Origin of the sequence: Pseudomonas cichorii (genome assembly GCF_003700275.1) — a bacterium.
GTDB lineage: Bacteria > Pseudomonadota > Gammaproteobacteria > Pseudomonadales > Pseudomonadaceae > Aquipseudomonas > Aquipseudomonas cichorii_B.
In genome coordinates this window covers 1-23,343 of record NZ_RBRE01000037.1, presented here as the reverse complement: position 1 = coordinate 23,343, position 23,343 = coordinate 1, and the positions used below count along the sequence as shown (strand labels likewise).

Here is a 23,343-nt window from a genome sequence, read left to right as displayed (position 1 = left end):
TCCCATTCCAGCGCCTGACCCCGTATCAGCTGCAGGAGGTTGCCGTTGGCGTCGAAACCAGTCTCAAAATCCGCATCGGTTTCACCTTCTGGCAGGCTGCGATTACTGTCCGTGGCGACTTTCATGGTGCGGGTAAACGATTGGGCGCCGACATGGCGCATCTGCAACAGATTGCCAGCTGCGTCATAGTCGTAGCTTTGGGTGTAATTACTGATCTGATTCGGATCGGGCGGCAGGTTTTGCAGGTCGGGCAAGGCCGGCCCATGACTGGCACCGGTACTGACCTCACGGCCTGTGGCTTCGATGAGTTGATACAGAGTGTCGTAGCAGTAACGGCTGATGGGCTCGATACGCTGGTTGGCAAAGAAGCAAACCGGCTGCGCGGCGTCTTCGATCTGCAGGATATTACCGACCGGGTCGTAAGCGTATTTGAGGTGCTGCCAGCGTTCAGCACTGCGCTCCATCAACCGACCATCTTGCTGATCGTAGAGTGAGCGGCTGACCACGCCATTGCCGGCGGTTTCCTGCTCGATCTGATCGAAGGCGTTGTAGTGGATATCGCTGAGCAGCGTCTGTGCCGCAGCACCGGCCAGGGTCAGATCAACTGTTTTCAACTGTCCGGCCACGGTCTGCATGAAGTGCTGCGCATGACCCATTGCATCGGTTTGCTTGATGGCCTCGCCCACGGCATTGAACGTCCACTGTGTTTCGAGAGGATTACCTTCCAGAAGTGCATCGCGCTCGTCTTCAGGCTGTGGCCAATCCGGCATTTCCACAGCCAGCAAGAATTGCCGAACCTCGCTCAGCACACTCCCGAGTAAACCGTAATCGGGTATACGCCGAGTGCCCGCCGTATCGTCGTGGCGTATCAACTGGCCGCACTGGTTATGCTCAAAACCATCAGCCCCACCATAGCCAAAGCGTTCGGTGACTTGCGCCTGTTCAGTAATCGCCAGTGGCCGCAATAACTCATCATATTCAATCTGGCGCTGGCTGCCGCGACCGTCCCATCCATCAATAGCCTGACCCGCTTCACCCAATAACCCAAGCCGCCAACCGGCATCGACGCTGTCGCTCAGCAGCACCTGAGCGCTGAGACTGTAAATCGTATTGAGGTTGGGGTGAGCAAGACGCGGATCACGCTGCCTGATCGGACGCCCCATCGCGTCATGAGTCTGATAGGTCACCCGCTCATCCATAGGCTGATCTTGCTCACTGCGACAAAAAGCAATTTTGCGTATCACCAAACCACGCGGGTCAATGACGACCAGCGATGGTGTTTGGCTGTGCACCGTCATATTCATGCGCAAGCGTCCCTGTCTGCGACTTGCAATGAGTCTAGTGCAGACAGCTGTGTAGGAGCGGATTCATCCGCGAAGGACATTGAGCCAGCCACCTACTTACAGGTTGCCTGGAATACCGTCGTCGCGGCCAAGGCCCCTCCCACAGGATGAACACGCCACATTGTGGAAGGGGGTTTGCCCGCGACAGGGCCAGACGATATCTACCTGTTAAAGGCAGGCGATAGAGCGATCCACCATGGCCTTGGCCATTTCTGCCAGATGCAACACCGAGAAGGCCAGGTCACGTCCAGTGCCCTGGGCGCTGTCACCGGATTCGTAGGCAGTGGTGATGATGCAGCGCAACAGATCGGAAGCGTAGTTAAGCGCTTCTTCCTGATTGACGGCTTCGTTGACGATGAATAACGCGGAGGGTGGGTCGGGTATGACTTTATCGAGCATGTGCATAACTCCAGGCTTGTTGAAGGAGCCACTGCCCATCGCTACCAACGATCAGGGTGGTGGCCGTACGCAAGTTGGTAGACCGGCAGCCTGGCACACCGGTGCGTCCGTGAACGCCGAGCGCACGGCCACCATAAACGCAGGCCGTAAAAACGCGCCCCGTAGAAGGTGGCGCATTGCGCCGGGCTGGGTCAGGTCTACCAAACCTGATCGCTGAATTTGCAGCGACCGGTGCAGCCTAGAGAGCCAAATGCCGAGGCGCAATAGGCCGGGATTTTCTCGGAAATTTCCCTCAAGCGAAAGAGAGGCATCCTGCCATTCAGGGCAAATATCTAAAAAACCACAGCCTATGCAAATAACAAATTCCCATAACGACGCCCCCACCTATCGCTAATCGATTCTTCACTCATAAAAAATTTAACCAACTGAATTTATTGAAAAAAACCTCAACAAGCCTGAACACTGTCATTTCTGTCAGATGACAAAAATCTCCCACTGCAAAAGGCTGTGAATATTCCTGCAGGGAGCACTGACATGGCCGAACAACCGTTCTCTTTGTTACAAAATCTCGCCAGAACCGAAGAACCCACGTCTGAACGCACGGATGGCAAACTGAGTTTTGTCAGTGCCATGCAAGCGATGGGGATTGGTTCGGTATTCGATATCGTGCGCCGTTCCAAACCGGCCTTCATACGCGAACTGTTTCAGCACAGTGATGCCAATGGCGACCTGGCTTACGAAAATGCGCGCTGTTACGCCACCCAGATTGTGCGTTTGTATCGCAACCAACTGGTTTCGTCCGGGCGTACTCAAACCCTGACCCAACGCACAGGCGTACGCTCACTGGTAGAGATCGGCCCCAGCTTCCCGAACCTGTTCAAGGAGAACTGGGACCTGTTCTGCAAGGTCGGGGCGATTGAAGCCAAGGACTCGCCGGCGGCGTATCTCACGGCTCTTTATCGCTTTGCAATGGAGGAGCTGGAGGGCAGCAGCGCCGAGAGCAACCGTATTCACCTGGATGTGCGTCGCCCGGATCTGAAAGACCTGTTGATCGATCAACAGACGACTTACACCCCGCTCCCCACGCTCGAAATCGTTAACACCGTTTTAAGCAAAGCCATCAATGAATACGTAAGTACCGTCGAGGGGCTCAAGGGCAAGACCATTTACCAATTGGTTGCCGAGAAACAGCACCCCTTCCAGTTCCCTTACAACTTTCATCATCAGCAGATCAGTTTGGGGCTTGCTGGCAAGAAGCCGACTCTCGGTGAGTTGAGTTACCGAATCAGCCTCGAAGTACCAGCCACCTCGCCGGGCACCAATACCTATGGCGCGGTGCAATCGGGCAGTAACTGGGCGCAAGTGATGATGAGCAACACGGGGCCGGAGCAACAGGCGATTGTCCTGGACCCAGCCTTGCCGGATGCAGACGAGCCCCTTATTACTCAGTTCTTCAAGAACAAGTACGGCTCTCTTTACGTCAGCGGTGCAGGCAACCCGTTGAACTCACTCAAGATATTCAATGAAAAAACCGGCCTGCCAGGTAATGCGGTGGAGGCACTGCTGGCGACCGGAATCGATGCGCCTTACCCGTCGCCCAATGTTCAGGCTGCGGGTGCTGCAAGTAATCCGGACGATCACACTGTTACAGCCGCCGATTCAGCCAAGTACGGCGCCTGCTACGTCAATGGTCCGTCGGCTACTGCCGCCATGGAGCTGGGTCTGGATGCACAACAGAAACCCCAGTTGCTCAATACCAGCGTGGACCGTTTCGACCGCATGCAACGCATGATTCGTCTGCAACGCTGGCTGGGTATCCCGTTCGCCCATCTCGATACATTGATCATGGCGATCATCCGTTCTGAAGGTGAGGCCAATGCCGGTCACGTGCTGACCGAGAATACCTTGCGAGCCTTGGGTGTCTATCGCTACCTGAGCCAACGCTATTCGATTGAGCCGGAGGAGTTTGCCGGTTTCTTTTATCAGTTAAGCGCCTATGGCAACAAAGGACGCTTATCGATGTTCGACCGGGTCTTCAATAACCCGGTGCTGTTTGACACACCGTTGGTACTGGACGGGAAACAAGTCTGGCTCATGAGCGGAGACAGTCAAAGCAACAAGACCCTCACACAGATCTGTGCCGCCCTTGGCCTGGAGCTTACCCGGGAAAGCCTGTGGCCAATCCTGATAGATACCCGTGACGCCTATGCCGGAGCCGATCAGCCATTCTTGCGAACGTTGTCCATGATGTCCTCAATGTATCGTCAGACCCGTATCGCAATGATGTTCGCTCTACCTGCTCCAGCCAGTCGTGCACTGATCGACCTGTTGGGCGGCGAGTCCTACCGCACTCAGGTAGTGGAAGGGACGCTCAGAAATACAGCAAGTGAAACACCGAACGAAGCACCCTCTCCTGACATCCTCGACATCATCATGCAACTGGACTGGGCCGTTAGCTGGCTCAATGAAACCGGGCGCGACGTGTGGACGCTACGTCGCCAACTGGCGCTCGATCCCTCCGAGCCCTCTGTCCCGGAGGCACTGCTCGACCAACTGGAGCAACTGGCCAAGGAAGCGCGTGAGGCTGTACTGACCAAAGAACAACTGGGCTCATTGAACCTGCCGATCAATGATGATGACGGTACCGTCATCGACTGGTGGGGAACCGTACTCGCCCCACTGATCGAAGCCCACGGTCTGGTCAAGGCTCTGCCTTTGACACTGGATGGCAACGTCGCGGCTGATCTGGACACACTGCTCATTACTCAACTCGAACCGGTAACGCTGGAGCCTGCCACGAAAGAAGCCGCCAGAACCCGACTCGGCGAGTTCCTGTTCAAAGGCTACGTCATTCAGCACCGGTTGATGGAAGGCCTGCTGCAATCAAGCGCGGGGTTACCGCTGGACCGTTGCGAAACAGTGATGCGTTGGGCGGGTATCAGTGCCGACGTCTTCCTGGGTCAAGCCATCGACGCGGCTACCGATGCCAGCCTCAGCCTGCCTCTGGCGGACAATAGCCAGGAACTGATCAATGCCCTGATGACCGTGCATCGTTATGCCGAGGTCAATCAACAACTGGGCCTCAGTGCCCAGGCGTTACGAACCTTTCTGGTCAACCCAAAATGGCTGCATGCCAGCCTGGCCGTCCCGCTGCCACTCTCGCTGACCAGCATTTATGTTCTGGACCGTTACCGGAACTGGCGTGACAACTGCGGGCAACCGGAAGCGGCCTTGCTGGGATATTTCATTCTGGCCAACAACGGCGGTACGACCGGGCAATGCGACGCGCAACTGGCATCGCTCACACGCTGGAGCACAACCGAACTGGCTAATGCACGCAAGCAGTTGGGAGGCATTGCCAAAGCCATGCATCAGGTGGACTGGCTAAAACGCATGCAGGACACCAGCGCGTTGACCGCGCTCAGTACTGAGCAACTGCTGGCCGCGACCGAATTAACCAGTGCCAGCACCGTTGACGAGTGGAAAAAGCTCGGGGACGCAGTCATGGGCGCCAGCCGCTGAGCCGCATCAGAAGTGCTTTTTCATCGATTGCCATGGAGGCGACGCACATGTCCCGTTCCGTTGAAAGCCAGCTCAATGAGTCTTTTCGGGATGCGCTGGTGGAGTATTACCTGGGGGAAGTCGTACCCAACTCACCTTTGCTGAGAAGTCTTAGCCTGGACCAACGCCTTAAAACCGCTAACGATCTGTATGAGTTTTTCCTGATAGACAATCAGGTAATCAATAACGTTGAAACCAGTTATGTGGCTTCTGCCATCAGCAGTATCCAGCAATACATCAACGGCGCATTGATGGGTATGGAACCGGGTTATGACGTCCTGCAACCGACAGATGCACGCTTCGTCGAATGGCGCGAGCGCAGCAGCCAGTACCCGATCTGGGCATCCAACATGCAATTGGCGCTCTATCCGGAAACCTTTATTTCCCCGGCCTTGCGCCTGAAGAAATCCGGTTACTTTGCGCAACTGGAAAATGATATCAACCAGAACAAGATCAATATCGATACCACTCAGGAGGCGGTGAAGTCTTACCTGGCCAGTTTCGAGGAGGTGGCCAACCTGACCATCATCAATGGTTATATCGACAGTGATCGTTTTGCTGAAGGCAAGTACTACTTTCTCGGCAAGTCCCGCGCCGAGAATATCTATTATTGGCGCGTCGTCGATATGAACGAACGGGCCTATAAGTCGGGTACTGAAGGGCCAAAACATGACTTCCCCACACCAGGAGCCTGGTCGGACTGGAAGCGGGCTGAAATCGGGGTCAACGCCAACACGCTAGAGCGAACCATTCGCCCGGTGTTTTTCAATAACCGGCTGTTTTTAACCTGGGTGGACCTGATTCACGTTTCCGAAGAAATTGAGATCACATTACCGACCGGCAGCATCAAACCTGACCCCGATGGCAGCATCCCGATCATTCCTGTCGACCCAAACGCAATAACATCCACCCCCAAGGTCCGGCTGGTATTCAATATCTCGTACAAAAAATATGATGACTCCTGGAGCGCGCCCTTGATTTATATGGACGTGACGACACTCAGCACCTTTAACCGTGCGGGCAAGACGGTCAATCTTGAAAACGATTTGAATACCATTGCGATCTTTGACGTGTCGGCTTCACCGGAATCGTTGTTTATTGCCATGTATGCAGGTGAAACGCTGGTGAGTGGTGATACGGAGGGTTCCACATCGGATTATGCTCTGCTTGAAACAGCATTTATTGACAAGAACTTTAATAAGGAAAGAGCCTTTCCTAAAACGGGATTTGTCTGGGATAACTATGACGCCGAAAAGGCTGAACCGAATGAAAGTCGCATTCGAAAAACCTGCTGGGCGCTGGCACTGAAAAACAAGGGCAACTTTCAATTCACCTGGAATATCCACATTGGAATAAAAACCATTAAAACCACATCTCCGAACAATGAGAGTGACGAATGGAATTTCAGAGGATGGCAAGCCAAAATATCTGACCTTGCAATAGACCGGGCGACTATAAATCATGAAAAATCAGAAATAACCTTAGGGACCACAATCAATTCAGACATGGATGGCCGTGCTTCAGGACGGTTAATAATAAGCATCAACATGGAACCTGACCCGTGGGTTCTGACACTTAACCTCACCCCATTCTCCCAATACTATTACAAACTTATAGAAGGCTCTACACTCACAGGCTCCACGGTATCCCCAGAACAAGGCCTAGTAAACTTTGACCTATTGAAAGGATTTGATAGTACGCTACCAGCATTAATAAAATTCCTACTAACAGAAGAGTACGACTATTACCATATAAACTTTCCTGGCTCCTCAAACATTGTCACGCTTGACTTACGAGGAGGCCTGATAGCAAAAGGAATTGATAGCACTCTGTCAGCCGCTCACGAGCTAAAATTAGTAACCGTACACTTTGCCTCCAACTCAATCACTTGTGGCGCAACAGCTACCTCAGATCCAAGTAACGCTCCATCCATCACAGCAGCACAGCTTTTCAGCCATCCCTCTAGCATGAGCACACCCTATGACTCTCAAAAAGAAATAAACAAGTCAGACCACAAAGACACACTCTCCCCCCCTAGCTTATACCAAACTACGGTTCGCATTGATAAATCCACACTACTGCCACTACTACCAACAACCTTCATTGCCAGCTCAAAAAAATTCTATATCACTCATGGTATTGAACTCAAAACCAAAGCCAACCCAACCTGGATTGGCTCCGCCATAAAATCCACCGAAATAGAACTTGCTTGGGAGTCCGAAGGTGGCATCGACCCCATCGCCCCCAAAATCAAAAAACGCACCGACCCGCTTCTCGGCATCGCCGAATATATCCATTTCTCTGACTCCACCATCAAATACAGCGACGGCTCGGATAAAGATCTACGCGACCCGATCCGCATGAATACCCTGTTTGCGCGGGAGCTGATCAACAAGGCCAATATCGCATTGGAAGCTCTGCTGTCCTGGGACACCCAGCAGCTCAAGGAACCCCCGATCGGCGATTACCAGACAGAGCCAAGCCTGATGGATTTCAAAGGTGCCAACGGCCTGTACTTCTGGGAGATGTTCCTGCATCTGCCGTTCATGATTTCTCATCGCCTGAACCTGGAGCAACGCTTCAACGATGCCGAACTCTGGCTGGGGTTCATCTTCGATCCAGGACGCAAGGCCAACGCCAATACCGGTGCGCCCGACTACTGGAATGTCCGCCCGCTCACCGAGAAGCCGGACCCGGACTATTTCATGCGCGCGCCCATCGACCCGGATGGCATCGCCGCCAGCGACCCGGTCAGGTATCAGAAGGCGGTGTACTTCCATTACATCAAGAACCTGATCGACCGGGGCGACATGGCCTATCGGCAACTGACGCCGGACAGCCTTGGTGAAGCCAAGCTCTGGTACGTGCGCATTCTGGACCTGCTCGGGCCGCGTCCCGATGTGGTGCTTACCAGTCGCTGGACGCCGATCACCCTGTCGGCCCTCGCCGCATCGAACAATCCGGGCCTGCGGGATTTTGAAAACCAACTACTCGAACAGGAACAGCAGGCTCGCGACGCAACGACTTACGATGAGGGAACCCATCAGCCGGTGCTGCGCCTGAGCACCTTCGGCAGCGATCCGACCCTGAGCGCAGAAGACACCGACCACTTCATCATGCCGATGAACTCGGAGCTGACCCGCTACTGGGACATGCTCGAATCACGGCTCTACAACCTGCGGCATAACCTGACGCTGGACGGCAAACCCTTGTCGCTGCCGTTGTTCGCTGCGCCGCTTGACCCCCGCGCCCTGCTGGCGGCCTATGCCAATGGCGCTACCGAAGGCGGCGTGGGCAGCCTGCTGGCTCAGGAAACACCACATTATCGTTATACGGTGATGTTCAGCCGGGCCAGCGCTGCTGTGGATAACCTGATCCAGTTTGGCACGACCTTGCTGTCGATCATTGAACGCAAGGAGCAAGGACAACTGATGGAGCTGCAACAGCAGCAGGTCTGGGAATTTGCCCAGCACGCCATCGACTTGCAACGGGAAACTCAAAAAGTCGAAGTTGAAGCACGCAAGGCACTGCAGGCCAGTCAGCAGATTGCCGCTGCCAGAGCCGGTTTCTATGCCAGGCTGGCCGCTGAGAATGTCAGTCCCGCAGAAATCGCTGCCGCTACCGCACATTTCAGCGCCAGGGTTGCAAACGGTGTTGCAGCCACAGCAACCGCCGCTGCGGCAGCGCTCAAAATTATTCCCAATCATCTGGGTATCCATGCCGGCGCAATCGCGGGGATGGCCAACGGTGGCGCAGGAGGGGGCGCAGTAGGAGGCTTCCGTCTTGAGGGGATACCTGAAATAGTCGCCGTAGGCGCACATGCCCTGTCTACCCTGAACGACAGCGTCGGCGACGCTCTGGAACGCTCGGAAATCTTCCGCCGTCGTCGGCAGGAATGGGAAAACGCCCGCGATCAGGCGGAACTTGAAGTCAATCAGATCGCAGCACAACTGGTCGTCCACGACGCCCAGACCCGCGTCACGGCGCTACAACTGCGTCAGGCCGAAGAGGCCAAAAAACAGGCCGAGGTGATCCACGCCTTTCTCAACAAACGCTTCACCAACAGTCAGCTTTACCAATGGCTCAATGGCCAGTTCTCGACCTTTTACTACCAGGCCTACGACGCAACCTTTTCGCTATGCCTTGCGGCACAGGCCTGTTGGCAATACGAGATTGCCGACTACTCCGCGACCTTCATTCAGCCCGCCGCCTGGAAAGATGCCTGGCGCGGCCTGACCGCTGGCGAGTCGCTGAAACTGAACCTGTTGCGCATGGATGCGGCCTATCTGGCTCGCCATGACCGCAAGCTGGAGATCGTCAAGACCGTTTCGGTGAAACAGTTGCCTGTCTCGACCGATGAGGATCCCAGTATCAATCTGGGCTGGGACGCTGTGGTCGCCCGCTTGGCAGACGAAGGCATCGCTGAGTTTGAAATCACCCGAGCCATGCTCGACGCCATTTTTCCTGGCCACTATCTGCGTCGAATCAAACGCATCAGCATTTCGCTGCCCGTCACCATCGGGCCTTACGAGGATATCGGCGCAACGCTGACCCAGACTTACAACGCCGTGCAGATGAGTGCCGCGGCCGACGGCCCGCTCAAGGAAAACATGCGTGCCAGCCAGCAGATCGCGGTTTCGACGGGTGTCGATGACGACGGCATGTTCGTTTTCAACTTCGATGACGAGCGCTACCTGCCATTTGAAGGCACAGGGGCCATCTCACGCTGGGCGTTGACCTTCAGCAACCCGGAACTACAGCGAGACCTTATCAACTCGATTACCGACATCATCGTGCACATGCGTTACACGGCGAGAAAAGGCTGAAGCACAGAGAATCAAGGCCATGGAGGCCAAAGACATGTCCGTTTCCGTTGAAAGCCAGCTCAATGAATCCTTCCGGGATGCGCTGGTGGAGTATTACCTGGGAGAAGTCGTACCCAGTTCCCCCCTGCTCATTCAGCTTGGGCTGGATCAACGCCTTAAAACAGCCAACGATCTATACGAGTTTTTCCTGCTGGATAATCAGGTCTGCAATGAGGTGGAAACCAGCTATGTGGCTTCTGCGATTGCCAGCCTTCAGCAATATATCAACGGTGCGTTACTGGGTATGGAGCCGGGATACGGCCAACTAGAGCCTACCCAGGCGCACTTTGTCGAGTGGCGTGAGCGCAGCAGTCAATACCCGATCTGGGCAGCCAACATGCAGTTGGCGCTGTATCCGGAAGTGTTCATTTCCCCGGCATTACGCCTGAAAAAATCCGGCTATTTCGCGCAACTGGAAAACGATATCAACCAGAACAAGATCAATATCGATACCACTCAGGAGGCGGTGAAGTCCTACCTGGCCAGCTTCGAGGAAGTGGCCAATCTGACCATTATCAATGGCTACATTGACAGTACCCGGTTCGCCGAAGGCAAGTATTACTTTCTCGGTAAATCCCGCGCTGAAAACGTCTATTACTGGCGCATGGTCGACATGAACGAGCGTGCCTACAAGACAGGTACCGAAGGCCCCAAATATGACAACCCGACACCGGGAGCCTGGTCGGACTGGAAACGTGCGGATATCGGCGTCAATGCCACTACTCTGGAACGCACCATCAGGCCGGTGTTTTTCAATAACCGGCTGTTCATGACCTGGGTGGATATTATTGATGTGGCGGGTGAGTCAGCCATTACAGGAACAGCGGATAAGCCTACCGTCACGATCACCGATCAGGTGCAACTTGTGTTCAACCTGTCGTACAAGAAATACGATGAGTCGTGGAGTGCACCGCTGTCTTACATGAGTATTGTAAGTGCCAACTCATTCACGGCGGCAAACATCGCTGTCGACTTGAAGAGAGACCTCAATACCATTGCGGTATTTGACATCTCCGCCTCACCTGAATCACTGTTCATTGCCATGTACGCCGGGGAAAAACTGGTATCGGGCGATACGGACGGCGGCACCTCCGACTATGCCTTTCTGCAAACAGCTTTTGTGGACAAGAATTTCAATACGACCCGAGCATTTCCCACACAAGGCTGGGTCTTTGAAAACTACGATCCAGACACTGCAGAGCCCAATGAGCTACGTATAAGAAAAACCTGCTGGGTATTTGCGCTAAAAAACAAGCCAAATTTTCAATTTACCTGGAGTATGCGGGTCGGATTCAAGACCATTACCACGTCTTCGCCCAATGCCAATGATGAAAAATGGAATTATAGGGACTGGCAATCCAGAGTTTGTCCATTAGAGGATCTTGTCAATGAACGGCCTTCCATAGACCATACGAACTCCACAATAAAAATAACAACAGCCATAATTAGAGATATCATTCCTGATGAAGACGAGAACGCACCGCCCCCGGTGATAATCGACATTACTTTTCGCGCAGGAGATTTGGATTTTTTAGTCCACTTGATAATTGGCCCCCAAATAGGACTTTACAACAAATTACTGGAGGGCTCTACCATATCAGTGCCGGTGCCAGACGATTTCAACCTCCTGGCTTTGCAGTTTTTCATGTATACCAACTACACCACCAAAGAGCCAGCCGGACTTGAAAACTTCATAGTCAACGCACTTTTTTCTCCCTTTATTTTATTTGGAGCAACTAACGTAATTGACTGCACGGGAGGTTTTGTAAAACACTACCTGATTCGATTAATTAAAGGAGAAACGCCTTACAGTGTGAGCGATGTCAAGACGGGGGTCATCGTACTTGAATACACCATTCCTTTACCAGCCCCTCCAACAATAAAGTTTTTTATACCTGAAGAGTCGATAAAACTGGCCCAATACTTTAACCACCCTAAGGACATGAATAAGCCTTATGAGGCGCAACTGCATATCAGCAATGCAACTCATTCAAACAAGCTACTTGCCCCAAGTTTCTACACTGTAACCCTGCCTTTCGACAAATCCACTTTACGTCCCAAATTACCGGCCACCTACATTGAAGGCTCTAACGCCTTCTACGTAACACACGGCATTGGCATAAACGCCCTGAATGGACCCTGGATCGCTAGCGCCATTAAATCCACTAAACTGGAACTCACCTGGATATCAGAAGCAGGCACAGACCCTATCGCCCCCAAAATCAAAAAACGCACCGACCCGCTTCTCGGCATCGCCGAATATATCCATTTCTCGGACTCAACCATCAAATACAGCGACGGTTCAACCAGCGACCTACGCGACCCGATCCGCATGAACACCCTGTTTGCCCGTGAATTGATCAACAAGGCCAATATCGCATTGGAAGCTCTGCTGTCCTGGGACACCCAGCAGCTCAAGGAACCGCCGATCGGCGATTACCAGACAGAGCCAAGCCTGATGGATTTCAAAGGTGCCAACGGCCTGTACTTCTGGGAAATGTTCCTGCACCTGCCATTCATGATTTCCCATCGCCTGAACCTGGAGCAACGCTTCAACGATGCCGAACTCTGGCTGGGGTTCATCTTCGATCCAGGACGCAAGGCCAACGCCAATACCGGTGCGCCCGACTACTGGAATGTTCGCCCACTGACCGAGAAACCTGACCCGGACTATTTCATGCGCGCCCCCATCGACCCGGACGGCATCGCCGCCAGCGACCCGGTCAGGTATCAGAAGGCGGTGTACTTCCATTACATCAAGAACCTGATCGACCGGGGCGACATGGCCTATCGGCAGTTGACGCCGGACAGCCTTGGTGAAGCCAAGCTCTGGTATGTGCGCATTCTGGACCTGCTCGGGCCACGTCCCGATGTGGTGCTCACCAGCCGCTGGACACCGATCAAATTGTCGGCTCTTGCCGCATCGAGCAATCCGGGTCTGCGGGATTTTGAAAACCAGTTGATTGAGCAGGACCAGCAGGCTCGCGATGAAGATAGTCAAAGACCGTTACTGCGCCTGAGCACCTTTGGCAGCGACCCGACCCTGAGCGCAGAAGACACCGACCACTTCATCATGCCCATGAACTCGGAACTGACCCGCTACTGGGACATGCTCGAATCGCGGCTCTACAACCTGCGCCATAACCTGACGCTGGATGGCAAACCCTTGTCGTTGCCGCTGTTCGCTGCACCGCTTGACCCCCGCGCCCTGCTGGCGGCCTATGCCAACGGTGCCACCGAAGGCGGCGTGGGCAGCCTGCTGGCTCAGGAAACACCTCACTACCGTTACGCGGTGATGTTCAGCCGGGCCAGCGCTGCTGTGGATAACCTGATCCAGTTTGGCACGACCCTGCTGTCGATTATTGAACGCAAGGAGCAAGGGCAACTGATGGAGCTGCAACAGCAGCAAGTCTGGGAATTCGCTCAATACGCCATCGACCTGCAACGGGAAACTCAAAAAGTCGAAGTTGAAGCACGCAAGTCACTGCAGGCCAGTCAGCAGATTGCCGCTGCAAGAGCCGGTTTCTATGCCAGGCTGGCCGCTGAGAATGTCAGCCCCGTAGAAATCGCCGCCGCTGCCGCACATATGGGCGCCAGGGTTGCAAGCGGTGTGGCCGCCACCTCGACAGCAGCTGCGGCAGCGCTCAAGGTTATTCCCAATCATCTGGGTATCCATGCCGGCACAATCGCAGGGATGTCCAATGGTGGCGCAGGAGGGGGAGCTGTAGGAGGCTTCCGTCTTGAGGGGATTCCTGAAGTCGTTGCCATCGCTGCAAATGCCCTGGCAACCCTGAACGACAGTGTCGGCGACGCCCTGGAGCGCTCGGAAATCTTCCGCCGTCGTCGGCAGGAATGGGAAAACGCCCGCGATCAGGCAGAACTTGAAGTCAACCAGATCAATGCACAACTGGTCGTCCATGACGCCCAGACGCGTGTCACGGAGCTGCAACTGCGTCAGGCCGAAGAGGCCAAAAAACAGGCCGAGGTGATCCACGCCTTTCTCAACAAACGCTTCACCAACAGTCAGCTTTACCAATGGCTCAATAGTCAGTTCTCGACCTTTTACTACCAGGCCTACGACGCCACCTTTTCACTATGCCTCGCGGCACAGGCCTGTTGGCAATACGAAATTGCCGACTACTCCGCGACCTTCATCCAGCCCGCTGCCTGGAAAGACGCCTGGCGCGGCCTGACCGCTGGCGAGTCGCTGAAACTGAACCTGTTGCGCATGGATGCAGCGTATCTGGCCCGCCATGACCGCAAGCTGGAGATCGTCAAGACCGTTTCGGTGAAACAGCTGCCTGTCTCAACCGATGAAGATCCCAGCATCAACCTGGGTTGGGACGCCGTGCTCGCCCGCCTGACAGACGAAGGCATCGCCGAGTTCGAGATTACCAAGGCCATGCTCGACGCTGACTACACCGGCCACTATCTATGTCGCATCAAACGCATGAGCGTTTCACTACCGGTGACGGTCGGCCCCTATCAGGATATTCGCGCGACCCTGACCCAGACCTACAGCGCCGTGCAGATGAACGGCCCTCAAGGTCCGCTCAAGGAAAACATGCGTGCCAGTCAGCAGATCGCCGTTTCAACCGGGGTCGATGATGACGGCCTGTTCGTTTTCAATTTCGATGATGAGCGTTACCTGCCCTTTGAAGGCACCGGAGCGATTTCCCGCTGGGCCTTGAAGTTCAGCGCCGGGCAAGAGGAGCTGATCGCCTCGATCACCGACATCATCGTCCACATGCGTTACACCGCCAAAAGCAGCTAACGAGAGAGAGCCAGAGCCATGGACGCTCAAGCATCATCGCAACAATCACCGCAGCCAGCCGTCGCGACGCCTTCGCTGCCCAAGGGCGGCGGGACCATTCAAAGCATCGGCCAGGGTTGGGGCGCCGTAGGTGGCAACGGTACGGCATCATTGCAAATCGCCCTGCCCGTGAGCCCCGGTCGGGGTTATGAGCCTGTGCTGACCCTCAATTATCAGAGCACCATCGGCAACGGGCTATTCGGTATTGGCTGGAACCTGAGCATCGGCTGCGTGGCACGGCGCGCCAGCAAAGGCGTACCAGGCTATACCGACGATGATGTAATGCTTGGCCCCAACGGCGAGATCTGGCTAGCGGAACGCAATGCCGAGGGCATCATTCAATTCACCAGTGCCAGCAGCTATAACGGCCATGATCTGGGCGCGACCTATCAGGTGGTTCGCTACTTCGCCAGTATCGAAGGCGCTTTCGAGCGAATCGAACACTGGCGTATCGACCCGGTGGATCCGGGTTTCTGGCTGATCCATGGCGCCGACGGCAGCCTGTATTTCTACGGCAAGAAAGCCGGGTCACGCAGCACCGACCCAGCCGACGCCAACCACGTCGCGGAATGGCTGCTGGAAGAAAGCATGAACCCCGCAGGCGAACATATCCTTTATGAATACAAGGCCGAGGATGAAGTCGGCCTGCCCGATGATCACCCTCGGGATTTCATTGCCCAGTGCTATCTGTGGCGGGTTCGTTATGGCAACGCTCAGGCGCATCCGGTGTTGTACCTGTGGGACGAGGACGCGCTGGACAGCCTGCAATGGCACTTCGATCTGTTGTTCGACTATGGCGAGCGCAGCAACAAACCCGCAGACAAGCCGACCTATGAAGAACAGACCGCATGGCCGGTGCGCAGCGATCCGCACTCCAGCTTTGCCTATGGTTTTGAGCTGGGCAATCTGCGGTTATGCCAGCAGGTCCTGATGTTTCACCACTTCCCGGACGAGCTTGAAGAGTCGCCCTTGCTGGTCCAGCGTCTGCTGCTGGAATATCGCCAGACCACCCTCAAATACAACATGCTCGGCGCAGCACATGTCCAGGCCTGGGACGGCACCAGCGCGAAACAACTGCAACAACAGCCCGCCATGCAATTTACCTACAGCGAATTCGCTAGCAGTCACGACATTTACAAACCGCTTGAATCCATGCCCGGACTCAACGATGGCCAGCGTTATCAGATGGTCGATCTGTATGGTGATGGCCTGCCCGGCGTGCTGTATCAAGAGGACAAGAGCTGGCGCTATCGAGAACCGGTACGCGCTGAATCAGGTGGCGCGGATGCCGTTGCCTACGCACCCTGGCATGAGTTGCCGCGCATTCCGACGGCCGATTCCTCAAAACCGGTACGTCAGGCACTCACCGACATGACCGGCGACGGACGATTGGACTGGATAGTCGCCCAGCCGGGCATGGCCGGCTTTTTCACTCTCAAGCCCGACCGCAGCTGGTCTGGCTTCTCGACCTTCGCGGCCTTCCCTCCCGAGTTCTTTCATCCTGAGGGGCAGATGGCCGACCTTGTCGGCGACGGGCTTTCGGACCTGGCCTTGATCGGGCCACGTAGTGTGCGGCTGTATGCCAGTCGTCGGGCTGCGGGCTTCGCAGCACCCAAGGATATCCCACACGACGATGACCGCCTGCCGTTGCTCAGCGACAGCCGCAACGAACTGGTGGCATTCACCGATCTGCTGGGCACTGGCCAGCAACACTTGATCCGCATTCGGCACAACGAAGTCCGCTTCTGGCCAAACCTGGGACGCGGGCGCTTCGGCAAAGGCCAGTTGTTCGCCAGCCTGCCGTTCAGCTATGAAGCCTTCGATTCGAGCCGGGTGCTGCTGGCCGACATGGACGGCTCCGGAGCCTGCGATCTGCTTTACCTTGAAGCGGACGGCATCCAGGTATTCATGAACGAAGGCGGCAATGCTTTCGCTGCACCCTTTGAACAAGCCTGGCCACAGGATATGCATTACGACCGTTTCTGCCAGGTCAATGCGGCGGATCTACAAGGCCTGGGCTTTTCAAGCCTGGTAATAACAGTCCCGCACATGCAGCCTCGACACTGGACCTTGCACTATGCCGCCAACGACCTGGGCACACTGCATAAGCCCTACCTGCTCAAGGCAACCAACAACAATATGGGCTCAACCGGCGAAGTCATCTATCGCAGTTCGGCTCAGGAGTGGCTGGATGAAAAACAGGCACTACAGGATGCAGGTCAGAACGCTGTTTCGTATCTGCCATTTCCGGTGCATGTGGTGGTCAAGCAAATCCAGAAAGACACCGTGACCGGTAACACCTTCAACCAGCTCTTCAAGTATCGCCAAGGGTTTTATGACCCTGTAGAGCGGGCATTCCGCGGCTTTGGCCTGGTCTTGCAGACCGACACCGAAATACAGCCCCAACAGCCGGAAGGCTTTACCGCTCCGGTACTGAACAAGAACTGGTTCCATACCGGGCGCGACCCGCAACAGTCTGGCGATGGCTACGACACCAGTGACCCACAGGCCGTACCGCTGGGCAAACATCTACTGTCCAGTTACGACCCGGATACTCAGGTCGACCAACTGATCGATGAGCCCGATGAACCCGCTCGCCGGGAAATGGCCCGCGCACTCAGCGGCTTGCCATTGCGCACGGAAGTGTTTGGCCTTGGTGACACACCACAGTTGTATTCAGTACAAGCGCATCGTTATCTGGTACGCCAGCTCAAGCCGCGTAATCCACATCAGCCATATGCCTTGATGCTGCCGCTGAACCTGGAGTCCATCGCCTTCCAGTACGAAGCCGAGCAGCTCGATGACCCCATGTGCCAGCACACCCTGAACCTGACCTGGGACCGCTATGGCGCCCAGACCCACGACGTGACGGTGAATTATGCGCGGCGCAAAAAGCCGCAGGATCCACCGCCTTTCGCGGATCCTTACCAGCAACAATGGTGGCAGGCCTCCCATGACGAGGCGCAGCAGAGTTTCTATCTGAACGAGACTCGCAGTGAGTTCATCCACCTCGACAGCCCGCAAAGCTGGCGCCTGGGATTACCCTGGCGGGTACGCGGTAACGCCATGGTGGTTGCGGCAGGCGTGCTGACGCCAGAGCAGATCGGTTATGAGGCTTTCATTGATCCGCAAGGCACCTTCGCCACCCTGCCCCGCACCCTCACCGGCCTGTCGGTGCAACGCTACATCGGCTGCGGCGATGGAGAGGCGAACTTCCAGGCGCTGGCTGACGCCGTCGAAAGTGCCGAACTCGACGACCACGCACTCAGCGCTTATGAGCGGGTCATGGATGCCGAAAAACTGGCCGCCAGACTGACCGAAGTGGGCTATCAGCAGATGCCCGCGTTCCTGCCGGATGAAACCTTGAACCTCTGGTCGGTCAAGCAGGGTTTTGCCACCTACGCCGGGCCTGAAGACTTCTATCGCATCACCACTTTCCGGCCGACACGCAGCCATGGCTGGACCAGCGTCGAATACGACCCCTATAGCCTGTTCGTGACCAGGATCACCGATCCGGTGGGCTGCGTTACCACGGCGACCTATAACTATCGCGTGCTGCAGGTGTTCCGGATCGTCGACCCCAACCAGAACACTCAGGAGGCGGATTACGACGCGTTCGGCCGGTTATGGTCGACCAGTTTCTACGGCACCGAGCTGGGCCAGGAAGTCGGCTTTGCACCGCTTGATCCAGATAAACGCTCATGGGGGGGCAGTAATCACGCCGTTAACGCGCCCGCAATCACGTTGGGCGATCTGGCCAGCGTCCACTATTACGACGGCAATGTCACTTTTGACACCGGCAGCATTCCCTTTGCCAGCGCAGCCCTGCAGGCAGACCGTTATCCGGGCGATCCGGAAAAACAGACGCGCATCGGCCTTGTGTCGGTGGACGGCTTTGGCCGCACGTTGCAAACCCGCCAGTTGGTCGAAGACGGTGATGCTTATGCCGTCGATGAATACGGCAAGCTGATACTCGAAGCCGGCAAACCGAAAATCGTCCACGCCTCACCGCGCTGGCGTGTCAGCGAGCGGGTGGAATACAACAACAAGGGGCTGGCAGTGCGGGTCTATCGCCCGTATTTCGCCAACAGTCATCAGTATGTGAAGGACGAGTCGTTGCGCGAGCATGGCCATTTCGATAGCCAGTTCTACGATCCGTTGGGGCGCCCCACCATCACCCTGACTGCCAAAGGCTGGATGAAACGACAGACTTACCGGACCTGGTACACCATCAGTGAGGATGAGAACGATACGGCGGAAGAGGTGCTGGCGTTGAAGGCTTCAAGAGAATCGCTCTGATGAGCCACACACTCCATGCTCGCACTCCGACCATCAGCGTTGTTGATGGTCGGAGCCTGACAGTACGCAACGTCGCGTACCACAGGATTCAGGATCAGGATGAACCACTCGCCCTGATCACGCGCATGGCCTATGACTCTGCGGGCCGCCTTACGACGCAATGGGACCCGCGCCTATGGGCGCTAGCGGAACATGATGCAGCGTCACCTGCCAACCTTGTACATCGACACAATCTTGCTGGCATTCCACTCTTGAGCGAGAGCGTGGATGCCGGTTGGGATCTTGTCCTGCGGACTGAAGCCGGCAATGTCGTTCAGAGATGGGATGCACGGGGTAGCGTCTGGCAAACCCGTTATGACCTGAACCTCAGGCCAGTCACGATGCTGGAAATCGATGCCCGGCAAAATGCACGGACGATCATGCGCTCGGTGTATGCCGATAACAGCCAGAACGCCATCGAGCACAATCAATGTGGGCGACTGCTGAGGCTGGATGACACGGCAGGCTCGTTACATTTTCCCGAGTACGGGATTCTGGGTCAGATTCTCAATCAGTCCAGGCAGTTCCTGAAAACCCCGGACCTGCCTGACTGGGCAGAAAATACGGACTATCTCGATCTGGTAGAGAGCGAAGAACTGATCACGCAATGGCAGTACAACGCTGTCGGCGAGTCGATTCTGCAAACCGATGCCATGGGGCATACGCAACATTTCAAGCAGACCATTGCAGGGCAATTGAAAACGGTCGAGCTGGCCTTATCCGGTGCCACGCCACAGACGCTGGTCAGCGAAATTCGTTACAACCCTTTCGATCAGATCGAGCAGGAAACCGCGGGCAATGGCGTGGTCAGCCAATCGCTTTATGATCCGCAAGATGAGCGCTTGATGGAGCGCAGCACCTCTCTGTTTCAAAACCTCAAATACGCTTATGACCCGGTCGGCAATATCCTGCAGATCGAAGACGCCGCGCAGCCGGTGCGTTTCTTTGCCAACCAGCGTATCGAGCCCATCAGCCATTACCGCTACGACACTTTGTATCAACTCATCGAAGCCACCGGTCGCGAGGTCAATACCGGCACCAGCCATGGGCCTGCCCTGCCCGATCTGCAAAACCTGCCGCCCGATCCGAATCAGGTCAGCAATTACACCCAAAACTACGATTACGACGCAGGAGGCAATCTGTTGCAGATGCGCCATGTGGGCGCTCAATCCTTTACCCGTACGATGCGCGTGGCTCTGGACAGCAATCGCAGTCTGTCAGAGGGTGAAACCGATGCGGATTTTGAGAGCGGTTTCGATGCCAATGGCAACCTCCTGCAACTGGTACGGAGTCAGGCATTGGAATGGGATTTGCGCAATCAATTGCAGCAGATCACGACCGTGACCCGAGCCACCAAAGCCAGCGATCACGAACGTTATATCTACGATGGCCAGGGTTTACGTTGTCGCAAGATCAATAGCGCTCAAGCTTCCAATCACACCTTGGTCGGTGACGTCCGCTACCTGCCAGGACTGGAAATCCGCACCCGTGCCGATGGCGAAATTCTGCATGTCATTACCACCCATAACGTGCGGGCCTTGCACTGGCAGGCAGGCCTGCCGAACGGTATTACCAACGATCAAATCCGCTACAACCTGAACGATCATCTCGGGTCGAGCACGCTGGAGCTGGATCAACAAGGCAGCCTGATCAGCCAGGAAAGTTATTACCCGTTTGGAGGTACGGCGTGGTGGGCGGCACGCAGTGCCGTGGAGGCGAAGTACAAGACGGTGCGTTATTCAGGTAAGGAGCGCGATGCGAGCGGATTGTATTACTACGGTTTCCGCTATTACGCGCCATGGCTGCAGCGTTGGATCAACCCTGATCCGGCGGGGGATATAAACGGGTTGAATCTTTTTTGTTTCGTGGCCAATACCCCCCTCCTTCATAAAGATCTGGAGGGTATGAGTTATGAAGGAAGAGGTGACGATATCGAGCGCGGCTTTGAAGCTATAGGACACACCATTCTTTACCGTGGACTAGATGAGTTTCGTAAAGATCAAAAAGCAATACTAAAAAAAGCCTTTATAAAAACGCATCAAATTTATGAAGGCGCACTCTACATGATGAAATATCATCCAGAGGAAAATACCGACATAATGCGAAGCTTTTTTGGCTATCACCATGCTGAAGTCACACAACAGGTGATCCAGTCTTGGGAGCAGAGCTACTTGCGGGCAGCGGAATATCGTACCCCCCTTGGAGAAAGCAAAATATTAGGTGTCAGAACCGTTGCACCTAACCTCTTTGCTTTCACCTCTCAAAAGGACCCTCATGGTCGAATAGCTATTGATACCAGGCATATCAATAACAAAAGAATCACCCTTACTATCGGCCACGAGCTAAGCCATTTAAAAAAGGTAAGCGGAAGCACAATATATGGCCCGAACTCAGAAGACTACTACTATCTCTTTGGCCAGTGGGCCTCAGCACTGGTGGGTGGCGGTAATATTATTAACTATCCCCCCACTCGTGTGGCTGCCGAGGTCATCACTGGTGGAGGTTTAAACAGTAGCTATTTTTCAGGGTTTGAGCGGTTGGCGGCAATATTCACAAATCGGGTCCGGGCTCTTCACCCTCATCAGGAAACCGTAACCGATTTAAACACGGCTATCATTGAATTCAATCGAAACCCCAGCATTGCTGCCAAAATATCTGCAGATAATGCTGACAGCCTGATTTACTCAGCCTACGCTCTGTACAAGCGCTATAAGCAAAAAAACTTACAGTCGTTAAACCATCAGCAACGGAAGAGTTCTCAATCATGAGTAGGCTGAATACTTGCTTTCTTCCATTCCGATGACCGGTAAACCTGTCTGCATGTCTGAACTAAACTTATTTCAGATAGCAGACAGGGATGCTTGCGAATGAACATGGCGTTGCATAGCCACACCCCCACATTGGTTACCACCGACCCGCGTGGCTTGGCAATTCGCGGCATTGCGTTTTATCGCAGTGAACATGATCAGCCTGCGGATGAGCGCATCACTTATCAAACCCACGATGCGGCGGGCCGCCTGGTCAGTCAGCGCGATCCGCGTCTTGCTTTGGTTAATCTCACTACAACCCACAGCCTCAGTGGTCAGGCGCTCTTGGTCGACAGCGTCGATGCCGGTTGGCGGCTGGGCTTGTTGGGCGAAGCAGGACAGGTTGTTGAAGGGTGGGACGGTCGCGGCAGCAAGCGCCGGGTCGAGTACGACGAGTTACTGCGCCCGCTGGCGATCAACGAACAGATGGGTACAACTGAACGCTTCGGTTACGGCAGCCCAGATGCTTTCGCGCATAACCAGTGCAACCAGTTGATTCGCCATGACGATACGGCGGGCACTAGGCGTATACCCGATTACAGTCTGCTCGGGACTGGGTTAAGCGAGGTTAGACAATTCTTGCAGGCCGTGGAAATGCCGGATTGGCCACAGCTTGAAGACGAGCGCGATGCACTTCTGGAAGGTAATCCTCTCGAAACACAGTGGACGTTCAATGCCTTGGGCGAGGCTATCAGGCAAACCGATGCTATGGGCAATACCCAGCACTTGCGGCATACCGTGACCGGGCAATTGAAAGCCGTCGATCTGACCTTGGCCGGTACCACGCCACAGACGCTGGTCAGCGAGATCCATTACAACGCCTTCGATCAGATTGAGCAGGAAACCGCAGGCAATGGCGTGATCAGCCGCTCACTCTACGATCCGCAGGATGGCCGGTTGATGGAGCGCAGTGCTGAACGCTTGCAACATCTCAAATACGTTTACGACCCTGTTGGCAATATCCTGCAGATCGAAGACGCCGCGCAGCCGGTTCGTTTCTTTGCCAACCAACGTATCGAGCCCATCAGCCATTACCGCTACGACACACTGTATCAACTCATCGAAGCCACAGGCCGCGAGGTCAGTACCGGTGCCAGTCATGGGCCGGCCTTGCCCGACCTGCAAAACCTGCCGCCCGATCCGAATCAGATCAGTCATTACACCCAAAGCTACGACTACGACGCAGCTGGCAATCTGTTGCAGATGCGCCATGTCGG

The 23,343-nt window shown here is 55.1% G+C and carries 7 protein-coding genes and 1 pseudogene; 6 read left to right on the top strand and 2 right to left on the bottom strand.

The genetic code is table 11. The features are described 5' to 3' along the window. Together ALQ04_RS09475 and ALQ04_RS09470 are read right to left on the bottom strand one after the other, a co-directional pair. The coding region (locus tag ALQ04_RS09475) for an RHS repeat domain-containing protein (RefSeq protein WP_409077249.1) at positions 1 to 1,304 on the bottom strand (1,304 nt) is incomplete at its 3' end. A 207-nt stretch (positions 1,305 to 1,511) separates the two neighbouring features. After that, a complete protein-coding gene (locus ALQ04_RS09470; RefSeq protein ID WP_122315500.1) occupies positions 1,512 to 1,742 on the bottom strand; it encodes a DUF6124 family protein in 231 nt (76 codons plus the stop codon). A gap of 534 nt (positions 1,743 to 2,276) precedes the next feature. On the opposite strand from ALQ04_RS09470, the gene ALQ04_RS09465 reads away from it, so the two are divergent. From ALQ04_RS09465 to ALQ04_RS09440, 6 genes and pseudogenes are all read left to right on the top strand, one after another. After that, positions 2,277 to 5,264 carry a Tc toxin subunit A gene (locus ALQ04_RS09465; protein WP_122315499.1) on the top strand — a complete coding sequence of 996 codons (2,988 nt, stop codon included), beginning with the start codon at positions 2,277 to 2,279 and terminating at the stop codon, positions 5,262 to 5,264. Positions 5,265 to 5,311: 47 nt separating this feature from the next. Then, positions 5,312 to 10,129 carry a neuraminidase-like domain-containing protein gene (locus ALQ04_RS09460; RefSeq protein WP_122315498.1) on the top strand — a complete coding sequence of 1,606 codons (4,818 nt, stop codon included), beginning with the start codon at positions 5,312 to 5,314 and terminating at the stop codon, positions 10,127 to 10,129. A 34-nt stretch (positions 10,130 to 10,163) separates the two neighbouring features. Beyond that, on the top strand, positions 10,164 to 14,942 hold the full coding sequence (locus tag ALQ04_RS09455) for a neuraminidase-like domain-containing protein (protein ID WP_122315497.1): 4,779 nt from the start codon (positions 10,164 to 10,166) through the stop codon (positions 14,940 to 14,942). A gap of 18 nt (positions 14,943 to 14,960) precedes the next feature. Next, positions 14,961 to 19,280, top strand: a complete 4,320-nt coding sequence (locus ALQ04_RS09450) for a SpvB/TcaC N-terminal domain-containing protein (protein WP_122315496.1) — start codon at positions 14,961 to 14,963, stop codon at positions 19,278 to 19,280. Next, entirely contained in the window at positions 19,280 to 22,087 is a 2,808-nt protein-coding gene (locus ALQ04_RS09445) for an RHS repeat domain-containing protein (RefSeq protein ID WP_122315495.1), read from the top strand. The genes ALQ04_RS09450 and ALQ04_RS09445 overlap by 1 nt, the downstream gene beginning before the upstream one ends. Positions 22,088 to 22,186: 99 nt before the next feature. Then, positions 22,187 to 23,343: pseudogene (locus ALQ04_RS09440) on the top strand (RHS repeat protein); the annotation flags it as partial.